Source organism: Roseicyclus mahoneyensis, assembly GCF_003148775.1.
Taxonomy (GTDB): Bacteria; Pseudomonadota; Alphaproteobacteria; order Rhodobacterales; family Rhodobacteraceae; genus Roseicyclus; species Roseicyclus mahoneyensis.
In genome coordinates, this window is sequence record NZ_QGGW01000001.1 from 420,959 (window position 1) to 441,249 (window position 20,291).

21 protein-coding genes are annotated in these 20,291 nt (G+C 65.9%); 12 read left to right on the forward strand and 9 right to left on the reverse strand.

Going from position 1 to position 20,291, the window contains the following annotated elements; translation table 11 throughout:
* Positions 1–2: 2 nt before the first annotated feature.
* From C7455_RS02090 to C7455_RS02100, 3 genes are all read right to left on the reverse strand, one after another.
* A complete protein-coding gene (locus C7455_RS02090) occupies positions 3–860 on the reverse strand; it encodes a TIGR01459 family HAD-type hydrolase (protein WP_245904184.1) in 858 nt (285 codons plus the stop codon).
* A gap of 4 nt (positions 861–864) precedes the next feature.
* Entirely contained in the window at positions 865–1,800 is a 936-nt protein-coding gene (locus C7455_RS02095) for an N-acyl homoserine lactonase family protein (RefSeq protein WP_109664826.1), read from the reverse strand.
* A gap of 85 nt (positions 1,801–1,885) precedes the next feature.
* Positions 1,886–2,545 (reverse strand): GntR family transcriptional regulator, encoded by a 660-nt coding sequence (locus tag C7455_RS02100; protein WP_109664829.1) that lies wholly within the window; start codon positions 2,543–2,545, stop codon positions 1,886–1,888.
* Positions 2,546–2,667: 122 nt separating this feature from the next.
* Between C7455_RS02100 and C7455_RS02105 the strand changes: the two genes are divergently transcribed.
* The 10 genes from C7455_RS02105 (at position 2,668) to modC (ending at position 11,959) form a co-directional block, all read left to right on the forward strand.
* Entirely contained in the window at positions 2,668–3,756 is a 1,089-nt protein-coding gene (locus tag C7455_RS02105; protein ID WP_109664832.1) for an ABC transporter ATP-binding protein, read from the forward strand.
* 32 nt (positions 3,757–3,788) lie between these two features.
* Positions 3,789–5,120 carry an extracellular solute-binding protein gene (locus tag C7455_RS02110; RefSeq protein ID WP_211315425.1) on the forward strand — a complete coding sequence of 444 codons (1,332 nt, stop codon included), beginning with the start codon at positions 3,789–3,791 and terminating at the stop codon, positions 5,118–5,120.
* Positions 5,121–5,240: 120 nt separating this feature from the next.
* Complete coding sequence (locus C7455_RS02115) at positions 5,241–6,152, forward strand: carbohydrate ABC transporter permease (protein ID WP_245904185.1); 912 nt, start codon at positions 5,241–5,243, stop codon at positions 6,150–6,152.
* Positions 6,153–6,155: 3 nt separating this feature from the next.
* Positions 6,156–7,091 carry a carbohydrate ABC transporter permease gene (locus tag C7455_RS02120; protein WP_109664835.1) on the forward strand — a complete coding sequence of 312 codons (936 nt, stop codon included), beginning with the start codon at positions 6,156–6,158 and terminating at the stop codon, positions 7,089–7,091.
* A 5-nt stretch (positions 7,092–7,096) separates the two neighbouring features.
* A complete protein-coding gene (locus C7455_RS02125; RefSeq protein WP_109664838.1) occupies positions 7,097–8,227 on the forward strand; it encodes a Tm-1-like ATP-binding domain-containing protein in 1,131 nt (376 codons plus the stop codon).
* Positions 8,220–8,888, forward strand: coding sequence for a class II aldolase/adducin family protein (locus C7455_RS02130; RefSeq protein WP_109664841.1), 669 nt, complete (start codon positions 8,220–8,222; stop codon positions 8,886–8,888). The genes C7455_RS02125 and C7455_RS02130 overlap by 8 nt, the downstream gene beginning before the upstream one ends.
* 71 nt (positions 8,889–8,959) lie before the next feature.
* Positions 8,960–9,331, forward strand: a complete 372-nt coding sequence (locus C7455_RS02135; RefSeq protein ID WP_109664844.1) for a winged helix-turn-helix domain-containing protein — start codon at positions 8,960–8,962, stop codon at positions 9,329–9,331.
* 65 nt (positions 9,332–9,396) lie between these two features.
* Positions 9,397–10,176 carry a molybdate ABC transporter substrate-binding protein gene (modA, locus tag C7455_RS02140; protein WP_109664847.1) on the forward strand — a complete coding sequence of 260 codons (780 nt, stop codon included), beginning with the start codon at positions 9,397–9,399 and terminating at the stop codon, positions 10,174–10,176.
* A complete protein-coding gene (gene modB, locus C7455_RS02145) occupies positions 10,176–10,886 on the forward strand; it encodes a molybdate ABC transporter permease subunit (RefSeq protein WP_109664850.1) in 711 nt (236 codons plus the stop codon). Before modA ends, modB begins: the two co-directional genes overlap by 1 nt.
* Complete coding sequence (gene modC, locus C7455_RS02150) at positions 10,883–11,959, forward strand: molybdenum ABC transporter ATP-binding protein (protein ID WP_109664853.1); 1,077 nt, start codon at positions 10,883–10,885, stop codon at positions 11,957–11,959. Before modB ends, modC begins: the two co-directional genes overlap by 4 nt.
* A 141-nt stretch (positions 11,960–12,100) precedes the next feature.
* Here modC and C7455_RS02155 read toward each other — a convergent pair whose 3' ends face one another.
* On the reverse strand, positions 12,101–13,354 hold the full coding sequence (locus tag C7455_RS02155; RefSeq protein ID WP_170118976.1) for a hypothetical protein: 1,254 nt from the start codon (positions 13,352–13,354) through the stop codon (positions 12,101–12,103).
* Between C7455_RS02155 and C7455_RS02160 the strand changes: the two genes are divergently transcribed.
* Positions 13,353–13,592 carry a hypothetical protein gene (locus C7455_RS02160; RefSeq protein WP_109664859.1) on the forward strand — a complete coding sequence of 80 codons (240 nt, stop codon included), beginning with the start codon at positions 13,353–13,355 and terminating at the stop codon, positions 13,590–13,592. The genes C7455_RS02155 and C7455_RS02160 overlap by 2 nt on opposite strands.
* A 356-nt stretch (positions 13,593–13,948) precedes the next feature.
* On the opposite strand, the gene C7455_RS02165 is transcribed toward C7455_RS02160, so the two are convergent.
* The 5 genes from C7455_RS02165 to C7455_RS02185 form a co-directional block, all read right to left on the reverse strand.
* Positions 13,949–16,003, reverse strand: a complete 2,055-nt coding sequence (locus tag C7455_RS02165; protein ID WP_109664862.1) for an ASKHA domain-containing protein — start codon at positions 16,001–16,003, stop codon at positions 13,949–13,951.
* A gap of 75 nt (positions 16,004–16,078) precedes the next feature.
* Positions 16,079–16,315: an N-(5'-phosphoribosyl)anthranilate isomerase gene (locus C7455_RS02170; RefSeq protein ID WP_245904186.1), complete on the reverse strand. Its 237-nt coding sequence runs from the start codon at positions 16,313–16,315 to the stop codon at positions 16,079–16,081.
* 39 nt (positions 16,316–16,354) lie between these two features.
* Positions 16,355–17,422: a dihydropteroate synthase gene (locus C7455_RS02175; protein WP_109664868.1), complete on the reverse strand. Its 1,068-nt coding sequence runs from the start codon at positions 17,420–17,422 to the stop codon at positions 16,355–16,357.
* Between the two features lie 18 nt (positions 17,423–17,440).
* Positions 17,441–18,355, reverse strand: coding sequence for a methylenetetrahydrofolate reductase (locus C7455_RS02180; protein WP_109664871.1), 915 nt, complete (start codon positions 18,353–18,355; stop codon positions 17,441–17,443).
* A gap of 28 nt (positions 18,356–18,383) precedes the next feature.
* Positions 18,384–18,698: a virulence factor gene (locus tag C7455_RS02185; protein WP_109664874.1), complete on the reverse strand. Its 315-nt coding sequence runs from the start codon at positions 18,696–18,698 to the stop codon at positions 18,384–18,386.
* A 288-nt stretch (positions 18,699–18,986) separates the two neighbouring features.
* On the opposite strand from C7455_RS02185, the gene C7455_RS02190 reads away from it, so the two are divergent.
* Positions 18,987–20,153 (forward strand): Ppx/GppA phosphatase family protein, encoded by a 1,167-nt coding sequence (locus tag C7455_RS02190; protein ID WP_109666092.1) that lies wholly within the window; start codon positions 18,987–18,989, stop codon positions 20,151–20,153.
* Positions 20,154–20,291: the final 138 nt, after the last annotated feature.

Genomic DNA, 20,291 nt, shown 5'->3' on the forward strand with positions numbered 1-20,291 from the left:
GGTCAGGCAAGCTCGGGCATGGTGAAGTCGGGAAGAGGGGCGCCTGCGGTGGCGGCAAGACGGGCAAGCGCGTCGTCGCCCGCACCTTGGGCGAAATCTGCCGCATGCAGCCCGCCCTCGACAAAGGCGCTGGTCCAGCCCGCGCTATGCGCGCCCGCGATGTCATGTTCCAAACTGTCGCCCACCATCAGCAGGCGTTCGGGCGGTAGCCCCAGCGCCGCCTCGACCGCGCGGAAAACGGGCAGGTGGGGCTTGCCGTAGAACCGCACCGCGCCGCCCGCCGCCGCATGGTCATGGGCCAGCGCGCCGGGCGAGGTGACGGTCAGGCCGCCCGCGCGCGGCGAGGCGCGGTCGGGGTTGGTGCACAGTACCGGCAGGCCAAGGGCGCGCGCCTGTGAAAGGGTCGCGGCAGGGGCGGCGGGGTCCGCGCCATCGGGCAGACCCATCAGCAAGACGGCATCTGCCGCCCCGATGTCGCGGGTCAACGTCACCGCAAGCCCCGCCGCCCACTCCGCCGCATCGCCCGTCGCCCTTTCGATGGGACAGAGCCGCCGTGCCGTCACGCGCGCTTGCATGATGTCTTGCCACAATGCCTCACCCGAGGTCATGACCAAATCGAAGGCATCGGGGGCGAACCCCATGGCCGTGATGCGCCTTGCATTCGCGGCTGCCCGCTTGCCGGAGTTCGACAAGACCGCGAGCGGCACACCGGCGTCTTTTAGTGCCGCGACCGCAGCCAGCGCGCCCGGATAGGGGCGGGTGCCGTCATGCAGCACACCCCATTGGTCCAGAACGATGGCACCGAAGCGGGGTGCGATGTCGATCAGTCTGGTCAGGCGTGCAGGGACGGGATCGGTCACGGTGTCAATGCTCGGCCAGGTCCCTGGGATGAGTGAGCCCGGCCAGATAGACATCGGCCTCGGCCCGGGTCATCGCGGGGGCGGCGTGCGCGGCCATGCCCGCAGGCATGTCGCCGAAATAGAACTGGAAGCCGGGGATCACCTGCCTGCGCTTGCGGATCGGCATTCCGGGGTAGGGAAAGACGTCGGAGCGGGCATTTGCGTCTTGGTCATGGCAGGCCAGCACGTAATCCGCGCGCTTGTCGATTTCCTCGACCGATTTCCAGCCGTCGTAGCTGTTGACGAAACGCGCGGGCACCCAGTGGCGCCAGCCTTCCTCGGGGTTGGGCTCTAGGTTGCGTTCCTGAAAGATCGCATCGCCCGCCAGCACGATATCGCCGGCCGAGGTGGCGACCGTCACGCCCATGTGGCCGACCGAATGGCCGGGCGTGTGGAACATGGTGATGCCCGGCAACACCTCGCATTCATCGGCCACCGCCTCGAAGACGCAGCCGGCATAGGCGGGCTCGATCCCCAGATAGCCGCTCTCGTAGGTGCGGTAGTAGAGCGGCAGGGGGTTGTAGGCCATTTCGATTTCGGCCTTGGGGGCGATGTATCGGGCGTTCCTGAACATCTTCATGTTCTGCACATGGTCCCAGTGCAGATGTGTAAATACGATGGCGTCGATCTCGTCGGGGTGGACGCCGAGCTTTTGTTGCAGATGCTCATGCACCTGCAGGCAACCGCGTTTTTGGCACTTGTGGTGGTATTGCGTCGCGCGCTCCTCGTCGCACAGGCCGGTGTCGATCAGGATCTTGTGGGTGCCCGTGTCGACATAATGGCAATAGACCGGGTTCCAGAACTTCTTGCCTGCAGGCCCTTTCCAGAAGGTGTAGGTGCCGAGATCGGCCTCGAGCCACCCGGTGTTGATCGGGTAGATGCGGGTTTCCTGAACGCCCATGAGGCCCTCCGTATGCGATGATTCAAGTTTGCATACAAAGTTACCAACAAGCATCCAAATGCAACCGGAATCTGCCGCTCGAGTGTCAGATTGCAGCGAGGGTCTGCAGGAAACTTGCCGTCATATGGGCGCGCATGCCGTCGGCGGCGGTTTTGGAATCCTCCGAGAAGATGCCCGCGATCAGCTCTTCATGGTTCTGGGCTGACAGGATCAGGTCCTGATGCGTGGCGAACTTCTTGGCCCGGAACGGCCCGGTGCGACGCCGGAAATCCGAAGCGAGACCGGCAAGATAGGGGTTGCCGGTGGCGCGGTAGATCGCCTCGTGGAAGGCCTCATTGGCGCGCAGGTAGGCGGCGATGCTGCCATCCTTTGCGGCGGCGACACAGGCGGCCTGCGCAGTCTCGATCTCGGCGCGGGCCAGAAGGGTCAACCTCTGGGCCGCGATACGGGCGCAGGCGGATTCTATTTCATGCATGGTTTCAAATATTTGTGCCAGTTCCTCGCGTGAATAGCGCGCCACGCGCACGCCGCGTTTCTCGCCCGGTTCCAAAATGCCCTGCGCGGTCAGCCGGCTCAGCGCCTCGCGTACGGGGGTGCGGGACACGCCGAAGCGTTCGGTCAGAGTCACCTCGTCCAGCCTTTCGCCCGGAGACAGGATGCCGATGGCGATGTCGTCCATCAGCGCCGCCTCGATGCGCTGCACCGTGTTGCCGCGCGGTGCGCCGCGGGTGGTCTCGTCTTTCATGCGCCGTCCTGACCTCCTTGGGAGATGCGCGAGCCTACCCGATTTCAGGCTCGGATGCAAATTTGGATATTTACTTTTAAATTTGTATACAGAAACTGAAAGCGGGAAGAGAAAGGGATTCGATGCCGCGCATTCGTCTGGAGGGTCTGGTGAAGCGTTATGGCGCTGTCGAGGTGCTGCATGGCATCGACCTGGACATGGCCGAGCATGAATTCACGGTTCTCGTCGGCCCCTCTGGCTGCGGCAAATCCACGACCCTGCGCATGATCGCGGGTCTCGAAAGCGTGTCGGGCGGCGAGATCTGGATGGGCGATCGCGAGGTTGCGGCCCTTGATCCCAAGGACCGCGACATCGCCATGGTGTTTCAGGATTACGCCCTTTACCCGCACATGAACGTGGCGCGGAACATGTCATTCTCGCTGCGGCTGCAAAAGCGCCCGCAGGCCGAAATCGACAAACGCGTGCGCGAAGTGGCCGAGATGCTGGGCCTTTCCGCTTTTCTTGACCGCAAGCCCGGCGAATTGTCGGGCGGGCAGCGCCAGCGGGTCGCCATGGGCCGCGCGCTGTGCCGCGATGCGTCCACTTTTCTGTTCGACGAACCGCTCTCGAACCTCGACGCCAAACTGCGCGGGCAGATGCGGGCGGAACTGGCCGTGATGCGCCAGACCGTGAAGAAGAACATGATCTACGTCACCCACGACCAGATCGAGGCGATGACGCTGGCCGACCGGATCGTGGTGATGCACGGCGGCCATATCCAGCAGCAGGGCACCCCGTCCGAGCTGTTCCGGCGTCCCGCCAACAAGTTCGTGGCGGGGTTTCTGGGCGCGCCGCCGATGAATTTCCTCGAAGTTGACCTATCCGAGGAGGGCGGCGTGCTGCGCGCCACCGGCCGGGGTTTCGCCCTAGCGCTGCCCGAGGCGCTGGCCGACCGCGCGCGCGGCGCTGCTATGCGCAAGGCCACGCTGGGCATCCGCCCCTCCGACCTTGATTTTGCGCCTGCCGCCACGACCGATCGCGCGCTCGACCTGCGGGTGGTCGTTTCGGAGTATGTCGGCGCGCAATCGGTGCTGATCTGCGACTGCGGCGGCGCACGGGTGACCGTTGAGATCAAGTCCGAGACGCCGGTGGCGCTTGGCGAAACCCTGCGCTTCGGGGTGCGGCCGGAGGGGCTGCATCTGTTCGATCCGGAGACGGAAAGGGCGCTGTAAGGCGCCAAATTCAGCAACTGGGAGGAACGAGTATGCTGAGGACCCTGCTGAGAACGACCACCATCGCGGGGGCGATGGCACTGGCTGGCGTGGCCGCCGCGCAAGAGGGGCCCTATGCCCCCTTTGCCGGAACGACGCTGGTGGTGAACTTTCCCGCCCATCCCCATTACAATGCCGTGATGGAGGTGCTGCCCGAGTTTACCGCCCAGACCGGCATCGAGGTCGAGGTGGACATGCTGCCCTTCCTCGACATGCGCGAGCGGCAGACGCTGGAACTTGCGCTGGACGAAGGATCCTATGACCTGATTTCCTATGTCGTGTTTTCCAAAGCCGATTACGTCTTTGCCGATCAGATCCGAAACCTTGCACCCTTCTTCATGAACCCGCGACTGGCCGATCCGAGTTACGACCCGGAGGACCTGATCGACGGCTATGTCCAGAACATCGGCGTTGCGGGTGGCGAGCGCGGCTACCTGCCGGGGCCGACCGGGTCGCTTTACGGGCTGCCCTTCGGGTCGGAAACCTCGGTGCTGTATTACCGCACCGACATCTTCGAGGAGCACGGGCTGACCCCGCCCGAGACCTATGACGAACTGCTCGATCTGGCCTGCCGCATCCCTGAGCTTGAGCCGGGCATGGGCGGTGTGGCCAGCCGCGCCGCGTCGGGGCATCACGCCTCGCATGCCTGGCTGCTGCATCTCGCGCCGCTGGGGGGCCGCGTCTTTGACGAGACCTGGAACCCGATCCTGAACAACGAGGCAGGCGTTGCCGCTGCCGAGGCGCTGCGCCAGATCGTCGAGTGTGGTCCTGCGGGCTCCTCGGCCTTCGGCCCCGCCGAGGCCGCCAACGCCTTTGCGCAAGGGCAGGCTGCGATGTTCCTCGACAGCATCGCCTATGCCGCCGATTTCCAGGACCCCGCGCGCAGCACGGTGGTGGGCAACGTGGGCTACGCGATGCACCCGATGGGCGTGCGCCGCGGCAGCCAGACCGGCGGCTTCGGTCTTGCCATCCCTCGCAACGCCGAACACCCCGAGGCGGCATTCCTGCTGATGCAGTGGCTGACAAGCCGCGAGGGCGATCTGGCCGTCGCCATGGCGGGCGGCAACCCCTCGCGCTTCTCGACCTATGCCAATGCGGAGTTGAACGCCCGTTACCCATGGTCGGCCGCCTTTGGTGAAGCGCTGGAATTTGCCGATCCCGACTGGCGCCCGATCATCCCCGCATGGGGCCGGATCAACGCCGACATCGGCACCACCATGAGCCAGGTCCTGACCGAGGGGCTGGACATCCAGACCGCGCTTGACGGTATCGCAGACCGCACCCGCGCCCTGATGGAGGAAGAGGGTTACTACATCTGGCAGTAAGCCCCTGATCGTGCCCGCACGCGCCGCCGTCCCCATCCCTGGCGCGCGCGGGACACGCCGCCCCGCCGCGCATCCCTCGTGGCGGGGCGGCTCCCTGACCGACAGCCCGAAGGCCTGCCCGTGACCCGCATCTCCGCCAACCGCCTGACCCCTTACATGTTCATCGCGCCCGCGGCACTGGTGATGCTGATCGCGCTGTTCTACCCCATCGCCTACATGATCTGGGGCAGCTTCCGCGACTGGGACCCCAGCCAGACCATCGGCGAGACGGACTTCGTGGGGCTGGCCAATTACGCGCGCCTGCTTCGTGATCCGGCGTTTCACGAAAGCTTCTGGGTCACGCTTGTCTTCGCCTTCACTGTCGTCAGCGTCGAGATGGTGCTGGGCGTGGGCCTAGCGCTGCTGCTTGACCGCAACATCCGCGGTATGTCGGTGCTGCGCACGCTGTTCATCTTGCCGATGATGATCGCGCCGGTCGTGGTGGGCCTTATCTGGCGCTACATGTTCCACCAGACCTACGGCACCTTCAACCGCTTCCTGGAGGCCCTGGGCCTGCCCACGGTCGACTGGCTGGGTCAGAACGCGCTACTCAGCGTCATCATCGCCGACATCTGGCAATGGACGCCCTTCATCTTCATCCTGTCGCTGGCTGCGCTACAATCGCTTCCCCGCTCCGCCTTGGAGGCTGCGCGGATCGACGGCGCGACCGGCTGGCAGCAGATCATCTACATCAAGCTGCCGCTGATGATGCCGGTTTTGATCGTCACCATGCTTTTGCGCCTGATCGACGCCTTCAAGGTGCTGGAGGTGATCCTTGTGCTGACGGGCGGCGGCCCCGGCCTGCAGACCGAGATCCTCGCGCTGCGGATTGCCCGGACGGCGCGCGAGTTCCGCGAGCTTGGCGAGGCGGCGGCGATGTCGAATTATCTGCTGATGCTGCTCATGGTGCTGACGCTCGGCATGTTCGCCTTCACCCGCTGGCAAGAAGCCCGCGCCCGCCGTCTGCGCTTTACCCAAGAGGAGGAGGGCTGAGCGATGGCTGCACCCACCCATGACCGGCAGAACCCGGCCTTTTTCGCGCTGATCGCGGTGCTGATCTTCATGTCGGTCGGCCCGGTCCTGTTGCTGCTGGCCAATTCGCTCAAGCTGGACGTGGATATTACCAGTGGCGCGGGCGGATTGTTGTTCATGCCCACGATCCGCAACTACGAGACCGCGCTGTGCGACATCTTGTGGTATCAGCCCGAACACCTGAGGTTTTGCCAGATCCGGTTTGGCGGGGCCTTCATAAATTCGATCATCATCGCGCTGGTCTCGACCGCGCTCACGCTGATCATGGGGACGATGGCGGCCTATGCGCTGGTGCGTTTCCGCTTCATGGGGCGCGACAGCCTCTCGCTCAGCACGCTGGCCGTCCGCATGATCCCGCCCGCCGTGCTGCTGGTGCCGGTCTTCGGCCTGTGGAACAACGCCTTTTGCCTTGACCGCGATGGTCTTGTGGGCGGGATGATCCGCGAGATCTTTGGCGGGCGGGGCGATGTCTGTCTGGCGGGCACGCATTCGGGCATCATCTTGATTTATGTGGCGATGAACCTGCCCTTCGTGATCTGGATCTTGCAAAGCTTCATCGTGCAGGTGCCCTATTCGCTGGAGGAAGCCGCACGCGTCGACGGCGCGGGGCCGTTCCAGACCTTCTTTCTGGTGGTCCTGCCGCTGATAAAGCCGGGGCTGGCGGCGGCGGCCATCTTCACCTTCCGCATCGCGTGGAACGAATACCTGCTGGCCTCGGCGCTGGCGGACAGGAACACGATGACCGTGCCGATCCTGATCGTGAACAACGCCAGCGAGTTCGACGGGCTGGGCACGATCTTTGCCACCGGGATGTTGCTCGCCATTCCCCCGATCCTCTTCACGCTCTTTGCCTCGCGCCAGATCATCACCGGCATGACGGCGGGCGCGGTGAAAGGGTAGGGCCCGTGGCGCGCGTGCTGCTGATCGGGACCTATGAGACCAAAGGGGCGGAGCTTGCCGCGCTGTCGGATGCTTTGCAGGCCCACGGCCTGTCGGTCGATCCCGTGGACATTTCTCTGGGGGCTGGGGGCATGGTCCTGCCCGGCGCGCAGAAACTCGCCCGGATGGAGGTCCGCGCCAAGGAGGCGGGGCTGGAGGCGGCGGCCCGGTCGCAAGGCTGCCTTGCCGCGCTGGCCATTGGCGGCGGCACGGGGGGCGAGGTGGCGCTTGGCATGCTGCGTGCCCTGCCGCCAGATCTGCCCAAGCTTCTGGTCACCACGCTCGCCTTCGATCCGCGCGCGCCCCTTGCCGATTGTGGCGTGACGCTGATCCCGACGCTGTGCGACTTTGAAGGGATGAACCCCACGCTCGCCCGCGTCTTCGAGAGGACGGCGGCGATGGTGGCCGGGCTGGCGTATGTCCGCCCGGTGCTGCCCAGCGCCGGTCCCTGTGTCGCGGTCTCGACGCTGGGGGCAACCGGCCCTGCCGGGGCTGCCGTAGCCCGTGCGCTGACCGACCGGGGAGCGGTGGCGACGGTGTTCCACGCCAATGGCTACGGCGGTGCGGCCCTTGCCCGCTTCGTCCGCGAGGGGCGGGCGGCGGGCGTCATCGACCTTAACGTCCACGAGCTTGGCAGGATCCGGCTTGCTGGCGTCTGCGTCCCCATGCCCGATCGCTTCACGGTCGCAGGCACCTTGCCCCGGATCGTCCTACCTGGCGCGCTCAATTTTCTCGGGCTCGGTGCCATCGAGACGCTCACGACCGACCAGCGTGCCCGCCCGCACTACCGCCACACCGGCCATTTCACCCATGTCCAAGTGACCGAGTCCGAGATGGAAACGCAGGCCGTGGCTCTGGCCGAGGCGCTCAACACCGCCACCGCGCCCACCCATGTCTTGATCCCCATGGGCGGCTTCAGCCACGAGGACCGCCCCGACGGCGCGATCGAGGCCCCCCGCCTGCGCGACATCGCCGCCCGCGTGCTGGCGGACGAAGCCCGCGCCTTTAGCGTCGCGCGTCTGCCCCACCACATCAACGCGCCCGAGACCGCCACGGCGGCCGTCACCGCGCTTTTTGACAGGATGCCCCATGGCTGACACTGCCCGCTTTCCCGACCTGACCGACAAGATGGACGCGCTGATCGCCACCGCCCGGCGCAGTTTCGATCTGCGGCTGCAGACCAACGCAGGCGGCAATCTGTCGGTCAGGCTCGGGGCGGGGAATGCCATCGTCATCAAGCCCTCGGGCGTGGGCTTCGCCGAATGCACGCGGGACAACCTCCAGGTCGTGCTTCTGGACGGCACCATCCTGCCTTCGGAGCTGAAGCCCTCGAAAGACCTCGACTTCCACCTCGATCTCTACCGCATCCGCCCCGACATCAACGCCATCGTGCATTGCCACAGCCCATGGGCCACGGGCTATGCCAGCGCGGGGCTGGAGATCCCCTGCCTGACCGTCCAGACCATCGAGAAGATCGGGCGGATGCCGCTGATCGCGCTGTCGGCCAATGGAGGCCCGCAGACCGAGGTGGAGATCAGCCCGGTTTTTCGCGACCCGCAGATCCGCGCCGCGGTGCTGGCCAATCACGGGACCATCGGCGTGGGAAAGACCCTGATGGCCGCGCAATACCTCGCCGAGATCATCGAGGAGACGGCTCATATTGCCTATGTCCGCGACACGCTGATGGCCGCCCATGGTCGCAGCACCGCCGATCTGCCGCGCTACGGCACCGCCGCAGATGCGCGTGCGGCTGGCTAGGGCGTCACCCAAAGGCGCGCGGCTTTCCCGCTCCACTTGCAAATCGCTGTCCGCGCAAGGATGGTCACGGGATGGAGCATGCCCCCTCTCACCCCCAATTGCGGATCCGCATCGTCTTTGGCGAGGACGAGATGATCGGCCCGGGCAAGGCGGAACTTCTGGAACGGATCGGGCGCTGCGGGTCCATCGCCGCCGCCGGGCGCGAGATGGGGATGAGCTACAAGCGCGCCTGGGAACTGGTGGGCACGCTCAACGCGATGTTCCGCGATCCGTTGGTCCAAAGCACGCGCGGGGGCCCGGGCGGCGGCGGGGCGGTGCTGACCGAGGCGGGGCAGGCTGTGCTGGCGCATTACCGCGCTTTCGAGCACGCAGTAGCCGAGGCAGGGGCGGCCGAGCTTGCGGCGCTGGGCGCGCGCCTGAGGGATATTCCTGGAGAAAAATAACGCTTGCCTCCGCGCCCATGCCGCGTCGATATGTTTGACGGAACATATCTAAGGGACATCCCCGCATGTCGCCATCCAACATCCGCCGGGCCGCCCCTGCGCTGCTTGCGGCCCTTGCTCTCGCCGCCGCCCCTGTCCGCGCCGCGGCCGGTGATGTGCTGGTCTTCGCCGCGTCCAGCCTGACGACGGCGCTGGACCGCGTTGGCGCGGCATGGTCGGCGGAAACGGGACATGTCGCCGTAATGTCCTATGCCGGATCCTCGGCCCATGCGCGCCAGATCCAGCAAGGCGCACCCGCCGATATCTTTATCTCGGCCAGCACCGACTGGATGGACGCCCTTGAGGTCTCGGGCGACCTGCGCGCGGACACGCGCCGCGATATCCTGGGCAACAGGCTGGTGCTGATCGCCCATGGCGGGGACGTGCCGCCCGTGACCCTTGACGAGACCCTCGATCTGGTGGGCCTGCTGGAGGGGGGGCAGTTGTCCATGGCGTTGGTCGAGGCGGTGCCTGCGGGCATCTATGGCCGTCAGGCGCTGAGGGCGCTGGGGCTGTGGGACATCGTCGCGCCGCATGTGGCGCAATCCTACAACGTGCGCTCGGCGCTTGCCTTCGTGGCGCTTGGCGAGGCACCGCTGGGCATCGTCTATGCCACCGACGCTGCGGTCGAGGACGCTGTCACCGTCATCGCAACCTTCCCGCAAGACAGCCATGCGCCGATCATCTTGCCTGCTGCCATCACCGCGCAATCGACCAGCCCCGAGGCGCTGTCGTTTCTGGAGTTCCTGATCTCGCCCACGGCCCGGACGATCTGGGCCGACCATGGCTTTGACGTGCCGGGCTGATGTGGGGCGTGCTGGCAGGTTGGCTGGGCCCGGCGGAATGGGAGGCGGTGCGCCTGTCGGCGCGGGTGGCGCTCTGGGCGACGGCGGTCAGCCTGCCCTTCGGCATCGTCACAGCCTATGTTCTGGCGCGCTGGGAGTTTCCCGGCAAGCAGGTGCTGAACGGGCTGGTGCATCTTCCGCTGATCATGCCGCCCGTGGTGACGGGCTACCTGCTGCTGCTCGCACTGGGGCGGCGGGGCCCGGTCGGCGAGGTGCTGGAGCAGTGGTTCGGCATCGTCGTCGCCTTTCGCTGGACCGGCGCGGCCGTCGCGGCCGGGGTCATGGCCTTTCCGCTGATGGTCCGCGCGATCCGGCTGGCCATCGAAGCTGTTGACCCCAAGCTGGAACAGGCGGCGGGCACGCTGGGGGCCTCGCCTGTCTGGGTGTTTCTCACCGTCACCCTGCCGCTGATCCTGCCCGGCATCGTGGCCGGGTCCATCCTCGCCTTTGCCAAAGCGATCGGCGAGTTCGGGGCCACGATCACCTTCGTGTCCAACATTCCCGGCCAGACCCAGACCATGCCTCTGGCAATCTATTCCCTGTTGCAGGTTCCCGGCGGCGAGGATGGGGCCGCGCGTCTGGCCATCGTGTCGGTGGTCATCGCCATGGCCGCCCTGCTGCTGTCCGAATTCGTCGCCCGTCGGGTGGCACGCGTGGTGTCAGGATCATGACCTTGCAGCTTGCCTTGCGGCACCGGTTTGCCGGTTTTGCGCTCGATGTCGATGTGACTGCACCCCCCGGCGTGACGGTGCTGTTCGGGCCTTCGGGATCGGGCAAGACGACGCTGATCAACGCGGTGGCGGGGCTGTTGCGCCCCGATGCGGGTCGGATCGCGGTGGCGGATTGGGTGTTGCTCGACACCAAGGCGCGCTACTGCCTGCCGCGGCACAAGCGCCGGATCGGCTATGTGTTTCAGGAGGGGCGGCTGTTCCCGCATCTGACGGTGCGCCAGAACCTCCTGTATGGGCGCTGGTTCGCGCCGCGCAACGTCACGCCCGAACCGCTGGACAGGGTGGTCGAGATGCTGGGCATCGGTGCTTTGCTGGAAAGACGCCCCGCCGCCCTGTCGGGGGGCGAGAAAAGCCGCGTCGCCATCGGGCGGGCGCTGTTGTCCGCGCCGCGCCTGATCCTTGCCGACGAGCCGCTGGCCGCGCTGGACGAGGCGCGCAAGGCCGAGATCTTGCCCTATTTCGAGCGGTTGCGCGACGAGATCTCGGTGCCGATCCTCTATGTCAGCCATGCCTCGGTCGAGGTGGCGCGGCTGGCCACGACCGTCATCGCGCTGCAAGGCGGGCGGGTGGCGGCCATCGGCCCGCCCGAACGGGTGCTGGGGGATGCAAGCGCTGTCGGCGCGCGCGAGGTCGCATCTCTCCTGCGCGCGCGGGTGGTGGCGCACCATGACGATGGCCTGAGCGAACTTGCAACGGCGGCCGGGGCGCTGCACCTGCCGCGCGTCGCTGGCGCGCCCGGCACGGTGATCCGGGTGCGCATCGCCGCCTCCGACGTGATCTTGTCGCGCGCGGCACCTGTCGGGTTGTCGGCGCTGAACATCTTGCAAGGGACCATCGCCGAGATCCAGCCCGGGCGCGGCCCCGCCGCCCGGGTGGTGCTGGCGGTGGGCGCGGAGCGGCTGATCGCGCGTGTCACCTTGCGCGCGGTGGCGGCCTTGTCGCTCCAACCCGGTCAAACCTGCTACGCGATTCTGAAATCCGTTGCTGTCGCTCCCGAGGATGTGGGGCGCTGACAGCCGCGCCCGACGCCGGATGATCGAGCTGGCCGGATCGTGACGCACGGGGCTGGACCATGGTCTCAAGGTCGTGGGGAAACCGGCTTCCCGGACCACAGGTTCGGGAAGCCGTTGAGGGAGCCGGGCCGGGTGCCTGCGCTAGATCCCGAGCGAATTGTAATCCGGACCGCTATAGACCCAGCCATCGGGAAGCTGCCCGGTGCGGATACGGCACCAGTTGTCCGCACGGCAAGGTTCGGCCAGCGTGACCGTCGTTCCGGCTTGCACGACGCCGATCCGGTTGCCTCCGGGGCTGTTGTAGACGTCTGTGGAAAGCAGAACCGTCCGGGTCTGGGCCTGAGGTGCGGGGGGCGTTTCGCTCTGGCCTTGCGGTCTGATGACGATTGGCCTCGAGAGTTCGCCGGGCCGGTCCGAAAGTTCCCACGCCGGGGGTATGGAGGTGCCGGGGCCGGCGACAAGGCGCGGCGGCAAGGGGCGGCAAAACAGCCCGATCGAATCCACGACAGCGGGCCGCCCGGCCAGCCGGTGGTCCCCAAACATCACTTCAATTCCGGTTGCCCATTGGCCTCCCGGGCAATCCACACGGCGATTGCTGCTATGTCTTCCCGATACGCCATGCGTGACTTCGTAGGCATCGTCCATCGTGGGGATGCGCGCGCAGGTCATGCGGATGTGATTGACGGCAGGCGACAGATCTTGCCCGTTGCCGCGGATATTCTCATCGACGAAGACGTTCAGTTGAGTGACTGCATAGCCAGCCGCGCAGTGCATCCGTTGCAGGCTGCCGCCTTCGCCACCGAGCATGCGCAGGGCGACAGGCGTACCCTGCAGGCCCGTGCGATCTGGTCTCACCCGGTCACAAAGCGGTTGAACCGCGTCCAGAAGCGTGCCCGAGCGAATGACGAACCCGACAATCACGGATCCGGACTCGCACCTGTCGTAAACCGGCCAGCCGACGGTGTTCCCCACACCACCGGTTCTGGTTTCCTGGGTCTGGGCCTCGGCCTCGGTCATGGCGGCAGATGCCACCATTGCCATGGTGACGGCTGCCATGAGCAAGCGGGTTGCAAAATGCCGCCCGTCGAGGGAACAGATTTCCGCCAGACGAGATGCAGCTGTGCGGGCCTTGCGCCCGCGATGTCCATATATGGTTTCCACAACAATATCCTTGATTGTCGGGCAGCCTACGGTTTCACCGAAATGCTGCCTCCTTTTGTCCAATGGCGCCTGAGCGTCCGGAAAAGTCTCGCGCGGCGGCGGCTGCCTTTCATCCTTCGTTTGGAGGAAACGCCCCAGCCCGACAGTGTCGCGTTCAAGGGTGTGGGGATGATGTGCCACCGGCTTGGTGGAGGTCACGAAAAGATCGTGACCCCGGAACTGGAGGCTGGACATGATGACAGGGAAGCTCAGCCGCGGGTTCACGATCGAGGCGGCAAAGCTGCTGACCGAGCGGGGCGTGCCGGCCGCCTTGGTATGCCGCGTTCTGCGCCGATGGATGAGGCACACAGCCTTGGCACCAGTCTGTGCGTTTCCCGGAATTGGCCAGCACCGTTCCGGGATGGCCGGGATCGCGGCCCTGAAGAATGTGGTCGCCAAACAGACGGCCGAGCGTGACGTCCAAAAAGGGTGAGGCGATTTTCCGCCCTTGGTCCGAGGGATATGGTCGTTCGTCGAGTTCGCAATTCAGCGCCACTCAGCACTCGGCTAACATAGCTCCGTCGTCGGCACACGAAACGCCCGGGATGTGAGGTGAAGGCTCGTCACAGCCGACGGGCAAATCAAACTTGAACCCCGGCCTGAGCGACCGCATCGCGGTTGAAGCTGGCGGTGAATTCAGTTGCGGACATCGCATCCACCTCGATCCCCGGAACACCAAGCAAGGCATCCGTAAATCCACGGCAATTGGTCCACAGCGGGCTGCAAGCCCCGGTCGTATTGGCCGGAACGACCGGAAACGGCCTGACGAGGCCCCTGACTGCCAAGCCTTTAGACGCGCCTTTGCCTGCGCCGCCCGCCACCGCCCGCACCGCCCGGCGCCATCCCCGATGCGCCAAAGGCGACTTGGGGCAGGGTGGTGACCTTGGCCAGTTCCGGAAAGGGGTCGGTTGCGTGCGGGATCGCGTTGGCGTTGACGAAATGCTCTTGAAAGCGGGGCTCTATCGCGGTCTCGATCTTGTCGATGGTTTTGACCACGGCCTCGATCCTTTGCCGTGCGGCGCGGTTGCACAGCGCGATGCGCGCGCCATGACCCGCCGCGTTGCCCGCGCTGGTCACATGGTCCAGCGCCGCGTCGGGGATCATGCCCAGCACCATCGCATGTTTTGGGCTGATATGCGCCCCAAAGGCACCGGCCAGCACGACGCGGTCGACCTTGTCGACGCCGCGCTTGTCCATGAGCAGACGCGCGCCCGCGTAAAGCGCCGATTTTGCCAATTGGATGGCACGGATGTCGCCTTGGGTCACGGTGATGCGCGGACCGCCCGTGTCCGTCGCAACATGCACGAGATAGGCAAAGGTGCGGCCCGTGGGTTCACAACGCGCCGTGCCCGTCGCCTCCGGCCCGCCGATCAGGCCCGAGGCGTCGAGAAGGCCCGCCATGCGCATCTCGGCCACCGCCTCGATGATGCCCGAGCCGCAGATGCCGGTGACGCCACTGTCCTTTGTCGCCTCGGCAAAGCCGGGGTCGTCGGACCAGATATCACAACCGATGACCTTGAAGCGTGGGTCCTTGGTGACGGGGTCGATCTCGATATGCTCGATGGCACCCGGCGCCGCGCGCTGGCCCGCGCTGATCTGTGCGCCCTCGAAGGCAGGGCCGGTGGGCGAGGAACAGGCCAGAACGCCGGTCTTGTCCCCCAAAAGGATCTCGGCATTGGTGCCGACATCGACGATCAGCGTCAGCATATCGGCCTGATCGGGTTCTTCCGACAGAGCAACGGCGGCCGCATCAGCCCCGACATGGCCCGCGATGCAGGGCAAGAGATAGACCTGCGCCGCAGGTGCGATGGTGGTCAGCCCGATCTCGCGCGCGTCCAGCGTCAGGCTGTCGGATGTGGCCAGCGCGAAAGGGGCCTGCCCCAGTTCCACGGGGTCGATGCCCAGCAGCAGGTGGTGCATCACCGGGTTGCAGACGATCACCGTCTCGAAGATCAGGCGCGGATCGATGCCACCCTCGGCCGCGATCTCGGTCGCAAGCGTGGCGATGGCCTCTTGCACTGAGGCGGTCATTTCGCGGTCGCCGCCGGGGTTCATCATTGCGTAGCTGACGCGGCTCATCAGATCCTCGCCGAACCGGATCTGCGGGTTCATCAGGCCGGACGAAGCCAGCACGCGTCCATCGGTCAGGTCGCACAGATGCGCCGCGATGGTCGTCGATCCGAGGTCGATGGCGAGGCCATATAGCCCGCCCTCATGCAGGCCGGACCAGACGTCAAGGATGCGGAAATCTTGCGTGTTTGCAGGTTGATGCAGGGCGACGCTTACCTGCCACTTGCCCTTGCGCAGCGCAGGCTGCAGCTTTTGCAGGACCGACAGGGGGGCGCTCACGCCCTCGATCTGCCATTGGTCCTTGAGCGCCGTCTGCAGGCGTTCGAAATCGCCCGAGGGTTCGTGCATGTCCGGCTCGACCACCTCCACCAGCACCAGCCGCGTGGCGGGGTCCATGGTGATGGGCCGGGTCGAGGCCGCCTTGCGCACCACCTGCTTGTGAACCTGACTTTCGGGGGGGACGTCGACGACGATGTCGCCCTGCACGGTCGCCTGACAGCCCAGACGGCGGCCGGGTTTCAACCCGCGCACACGGTCGTAACGTTCCTCGACCGCGTTCCAGTCGGACAGGGCGCCCTCGCGCACCGTGACGCCATGCTTGGGAAAATCCCCGTAGGAGGGCGCGATCTGGCATTTCGAGCAGATGCCCCGCCCGCCGCAGACCGAATCGAGATCCACGCCGAGCTGGCGGGCGGCGGTCAGGATCGGCGTGCCGACCGGGAAATTTCCGCGCTTGCCCGAGGGGGTGAAGATGACGAGAGGATTTTGGGACATGTCTGTGACCGCGTCAGAAAACCGAATTTTCGTACGAAAATTCGCGGATTCCGAAAATTCGTACGAATTTTCGGATCAGAAAAGAACCTGTATCGGGCGCGCGGTGCAGAACACGACCAATTGGCCGTTGCATTCCACAAGGTGCCACCCCCGGCGCCGCACCTCCGCCTCGAATGTGGCACGGCCCACCTCGGCCTCGACCCAATGCAGGGATCGGCGCACAACGCCCCCGAACCTTACGGTCTTGGCCGAGAACACCTGGTCGATCCAAGGGGCCGAGGGCAGCGGAATGGCGGGTCTGAGCATGGACATGCCCAGACCTTGACCCGGTTCCGGTAAATGCCGGGTTAATCATGCGCGCCGACGCCGCCCGCCTGCACGCCCGCCGCGCAGAGCCGCATCAGGGTCTTGGTTGAACCGGATCCAGTTTCCGCCGCCGTCGTCCTGACTCATCAGGAAATTGGCAGCGCGGATCGCCTCCATCTCCTTGCCGGGGCGCGGTCTGGTGGACCCCATTCCGAACAGCTTTACGAAGGTCTCGTCGTCCAGATCGGGGGGCAGCATGATGCCCGCCGCCTCGATCTCCATCTTCTTGGCGGCGATGGCCTTCGGCCCGACGGGAAGGGCGACGGGGTTCATGATCGCGCTGGTCATTCCCGCGCCGAAGGCCATGGGCAGGAACGCGTTGTTGATCCCGTGCCGGTTGGGCAGCCCGAACGAGATGTTGGACGCCCCGCAGGTCGTGTTCACGCCCAATTCCTCGCGCAGTCGCCGCACGAGGGCAAAGACCTGCAGGCCGGCCGTGCCCATCGCGCCGATGGGCATGACCAGCGGGTCCACGACGATGTCATGGGCGGGGATGCCGAAATCGGCGGCGCGTTCGACGATCTTTTTCGCCACCGCGAACCGCACGTCGGGGTCCTCTGAAATGCCGGTGTCGTCGTTGGAGATGGCGACCACGGGCACGTTGTATTTCTTGACCAGCGGCAGGACCAGTTCCAGCCGTTCTTCCTCTCCGGTCACGGAATTGAGCAAAGGGCGCCCCTTGGCGGCGGCAAGCCCCGCCTCAAGCGCGCCGGGCACGGAACTGTCGATGCAAAGCGGGCAATCGGTGACGCCTTGCACCACGCGGATCAGTTCGGGCATCAGCATCGGCTCAACGAAATTGTTGTCGGCGTAGCGCGCATCCTCGCCCATCTTGTTGGAAAACACCGCGCCCGAATTGATGTCGAGCACCGTCGCGCCCGCCGCGACCTGCGCGATGGCATCGGCCTCGACCCGGCTGAAATCGCCGCGCTCAAGCTCTTCGTTCAAGATCTTGCGGCCCGTTGGGTTGATCCGTTCGCCGATGACGCAGAACGGCTCGTCGAAGCCGATCACGGTGGTGCGGGTCTGCGATTCGATGACGGTGCGGGTCATGGGGTTCTGTGCTCTCTCTCAGGTTGCCGCGGCGGGCGCCGCGCTGGCCCCGCCATGGGCGATGGTCCAGTCGGCATTGGCCTTGATGCCGCCCAGTGGGAAGAAATGGATCGCTTCGATACTCGTGGCGCGGCCCTCGGCGCGCGCGTGTGCGAGCGTGGTGAGTATGTCGTCCGGCTCGAAGGGCAAAAGCAGTTTCGACACGTCGCGGGCGCGCTTTTGCAAGACCGACAGGGAGGGGCCGACGCCGCAGGCGATGGCGAATTTTATGAGGGTCTGCAATTTGGCAGGCCCCGCGATGCCCAGATGGATCGGCATGGTGATCTTGTTGGCGGCAAGCCTGTCGGCCCAGGCCAGCACGGGCGCGGCTTGAAACGCGAATTGCGTGGCGATGGCGAATTCCGCGTTCGAGCGATCGGCGAAGGCCTGTTTCCAGCGGAGCGCAGCCATCACCTCGTCCTCGCCGCCGTCTGCGTCGATGTCGCGGTTGCCTTCGGGGTGGCCCGCGACATGGATGCGGGTGAAGGCATCGAAGAGGCCGGTTTCGAGCATCTGCATGGAAGAGTGGAACGCGCCCCGCGGCGTGGCGATGCCGCCTGCGATGATCAGGCCCTGCTGCACATCCGCCTCGCCCCGGTAGCGCGCGACCATATCGGACAGCGTGGCCCGGTCGGGGATGGAGCGGGCGGGGAAATGCGGCATCGGCTCAAAGCCCTCGGCGCGCAGGCGGCGGGCGGTCGCCAGCATGTCCTCGAAGGGCGTGCCGTCGATATGGGCGATGTAGACACGCGTGCCGGCGGGCAGAAGCTGGCGAAAATCGGCGACCTTTTCGGCGGTGCGCGGCATGACCTCAATGGAAAAGCCCTTGAGGAGCGCCTCGAGCCCGGAGGATGCGGGTGCGGCCTCGCGGACGCGGAATTTCAAAAGTGCCATCAATCTCTCCCGGAACGCGGCCATGGCCTCAGGCGGCGGTTGTGTCGGTTTCATGCCCATCCGCCGCGATCAGGCGCTTGAGACGGTCGGCATCATAGGCCGCATCCAGACGCGCGATTTCAGCAGCAGCGATGGCGGCCGGATCGCCCTCGATCTCGCCTGCGGGCACGCGGCGCCATTCGGCGAGATAGGCATCTTCGTCCTTGGCACCGATCTTCATGGCGCAACGGTCGATCGCCTGTTCGAAACGCTCGGGCAGCACGGCCTTGGACCCGGTGCGCCCCTTGCCCACGATGACCTGGGCGGGAATGTCGCGCCAGTAGACATGGGTGACAGAGGGCATGGGCGGGTCCTTTGGTATTGCCGGACTGTCCGGGCTGACGCGCACCATAGGCGAGCACCGGCCATGGGCACGTTCCGAATTCGACACAAGCCGGGGCGGGAGCGACCCGGGCACTGCACGACATAGACGGAACGCCGCCCTGCGGCGAGGGTCGGGGGCGCCCAAAATTCTCATGAAGATGTTGAAGCGGGTCAGCAATGCGCGCAGCAGACCGGGCGCATGCAACACCATTGTGACAGGGCGCGGCGGTTGCTACATTGGCACCAACACATGTTTTCGGAGGCCCGCATGTCGCGCAAGCGCAAAGGCGGCGCCGGTCCGTTCCCCAGACCCGTGGCCACCCTGGTGCCCCTTGCGCCGGCCACAGAGCCGCCTGTCGAACGGCGCCTTGCGCCTGATCCACGGCCCGACCCGGCCGATCTTTATGCTGCGCTGGATCTGGGCACAAATTCGTGCCGGATGCTGATCGCGCAGCCCAAGGGCACACAGCTGCATGTCGTGGACAGCTTTTCGAAAAGCGTCCAGCTGGGGCAGGGTCTGGAGGCGTCGGGCAAGATGTCGCGGGCGTCGATGGCGCGCGCGGTGGGCGCGCTCAAGATCTGCCAGCGCAAGCTCGAGAAACATCGCGTCGGCCGGATGCGGCTGGTCGCGACCGAGGCCTGTCGGCGGGCCAGCAATGCGGGCGAGTTCATCGCGGTCGTCAAGCGCGAGACGGGGCTGGAGCTGGAAATCATCAAACCCGAGGAAGAGGCGCGGCTGGCGGTCGTATCCTGCGCGCCCCTGGTGTCGATGAAGACCGAGCAGCTTTTGGTCGTGGATATCGGCGGCGGCTCGACCGAACTGGTCTGGATCGACCTCAGCCGCGTGCCGAGGGTGGAGCGCCCGCGTGCCATCATGCGGCTGCATCAGGGATTCGATCATGCGGAGACCGTGTTTCCGCGCGCCAAGGTGGTGGACTGGATTTCCATTCCGCTGGGGGTGGCGACGCTCAAGGACATGTATGCCGATGTCGCCGATGACGGGGCGCGCTTTGCCTTGATGAGCTGGTTTTTCGAGGAGCAGCTGGCGGGGTTTTCGCCCTATGACGATGCCGCCGATCAGGCGCGTGAAGGGTTCCAGATCATCGGGACCAGCGGCACGGTCACGACGGTGGCGGCCTCGCATCTGGGGCTCAAGCGCTATGACCGCAACAAGGTCGACGGCTTGCGCATGACCTCCGATCAGATCGACCGGGTGATCCAGGAATACCTCGCGCTCGGACCCGACGGGCGGCGGCGCGACCCGCGCATCGGGCGCGACCGTCAGACGCTGATCATGTCGGGGGCTGCGATCTTGCAGGCGCTCTTGCGCGCCTGGCCCACCGATCGGCTGAGTGTCGCGGACCGCGGCCTGCGCGAAGGGCTGCTTTACGCGCAGATGTCGGCCGATGGCGTGCTGGAGGACGGGCCCTTCTGAGCGGGGCCCGCGTGCCCATGCCGGGCGTTTTGCGGGTGAGATTGTCGGGCAGGCATATTTTTGGAAAGATGAAGCCTGCAGGCAAGCGCTTGACGGTCCGTGCGGCGCGCTAGGTTCTGCGCGGCAGACAGGAAAGTG

Bases quoted from the DNA above. Each gene is read 5' to 3' on its own strand.
- C7455_RS02095 (WP_109664826.1), bottom strand. From the start codon at position 1,800: ATGGGCGTTCAGGAAACCCGCATCTACCCGATCAACACCGGGTGGCTC.
- C7455_RS02100 (WP_109664829.1), bottom strand. From the start codon at position 2,545: ATGAAAGACGAGACCACCCGCGGCGCACCGCGCGGCAACACGGTGCAG.
- C7455_RS02105 (WP_109664832.1), top strand. From the start codon at position 2,668: ATGCCGCGCATTCGTCTGGAGGGTCTGGTGAAGCGTTATGGCGCTGTC.
- C7455_RS02110 (WP_211315425.1), top strand. From the start codon at position 3,789: ATGCTGAGGACCCTGCTGAGAACGACCACCATCGCGGGGGCGATGGCA.
- C7455_RS02120 (WP_109664835.1), top strand. From the start codon at position 6,156: ATGGCTGCACCCACCCATGACCGGCAGAACCCGGCCTTTTTCGCGCTG.
- C7455_RS02130 (WP_109664841.1), top strand. From the start codon at position 8,220: ATGGCTGACACTGCCCGCTTTCCCGACCTGACCGACAAGATGGACGCG.
- C7455_RS02135 (WP_109664844.1), top strand. From the start codon at position 8,960: ATGGAGCATGCCCCCTCTCACCCCCAATTGCGGATCCGCATCGTCTTT.
- modA (WP_109664847.1), top strand. From the start codon at position 9,397: ATGTCGCCATCCAACATCCGCCGGGCCGCCCCTGCGCTGCTTGCGGCC.
- modB (WP_109664850.1), top strand. From the start codon at position 10,176: ATGTGGGGCGTGCTGGCAGGTTGGCTGGGCCCGGCGGAATGGGAGGCG.
- modC (WP_109664853.1), top strand. From the start codon at position 10,883: ATGACCTTGCAGCTTGCCTTGCGGCACCGGTTTGCCGGTTTTGCGCTC.
- C7455_RS02160 (WP_109664859.1), top strand. From the start codon at position 13,353: ATGATGACAGGGAAGCTCAGCCGCGGGTTCACGATCGAGGCGGCAAAG.
- C7455_RS02155 (WP_170118976.1), bottom strand. From the start codon at position 13,354: ATGTCCAGCCTCCAGTTCCGGGGTCACGATCTTTTCGTGACCTCCACC.
- C7455_RS02165 (WP_109664862.1), bottom strand. From the start codon at position 16,003: ATGTCCCAAAATCCTCTCGTCATCTTCACCCCCTCGGGCAAGCGCGGA.
- C7455_RS02170 (WP_245904186.1), bottom strand. From the start codon at position 16,315: ATGTCCATGCTCAGACCCGCCATTCCGCTGCCCTCGGCCCCTTGGATC.
- C7455_RS02175 (WP_109664868.1), bottom strand. From the start codon at position 17,422: ATGACCCGCACCGTCATCGAATCGCAGACCCGCACCACCGTGATCGGC.
- C7455_RS02180 (WP_109664871.1), bottom strand. From the start codon at position 18,355: ATGGCACTTTTGAAATTCCGCGTCCGCGAGGCCGCACCCGCATCCTCC.
- C7455_RS02185 (WP_109664874.1), bottom strand. From the start codon at position 18,698: ATGCCCTCTGTCACCCATGTCTACTGGCGCGACATTCCCGCCCAGGTC.
- C7455_RS02190 (WP_109666092.1), top strand. From the start codon at position 18,987: ATGTCGCGCAAGCGCAAAGGCGGCGCCGGTCCGTTCCCCAGACCCGTG.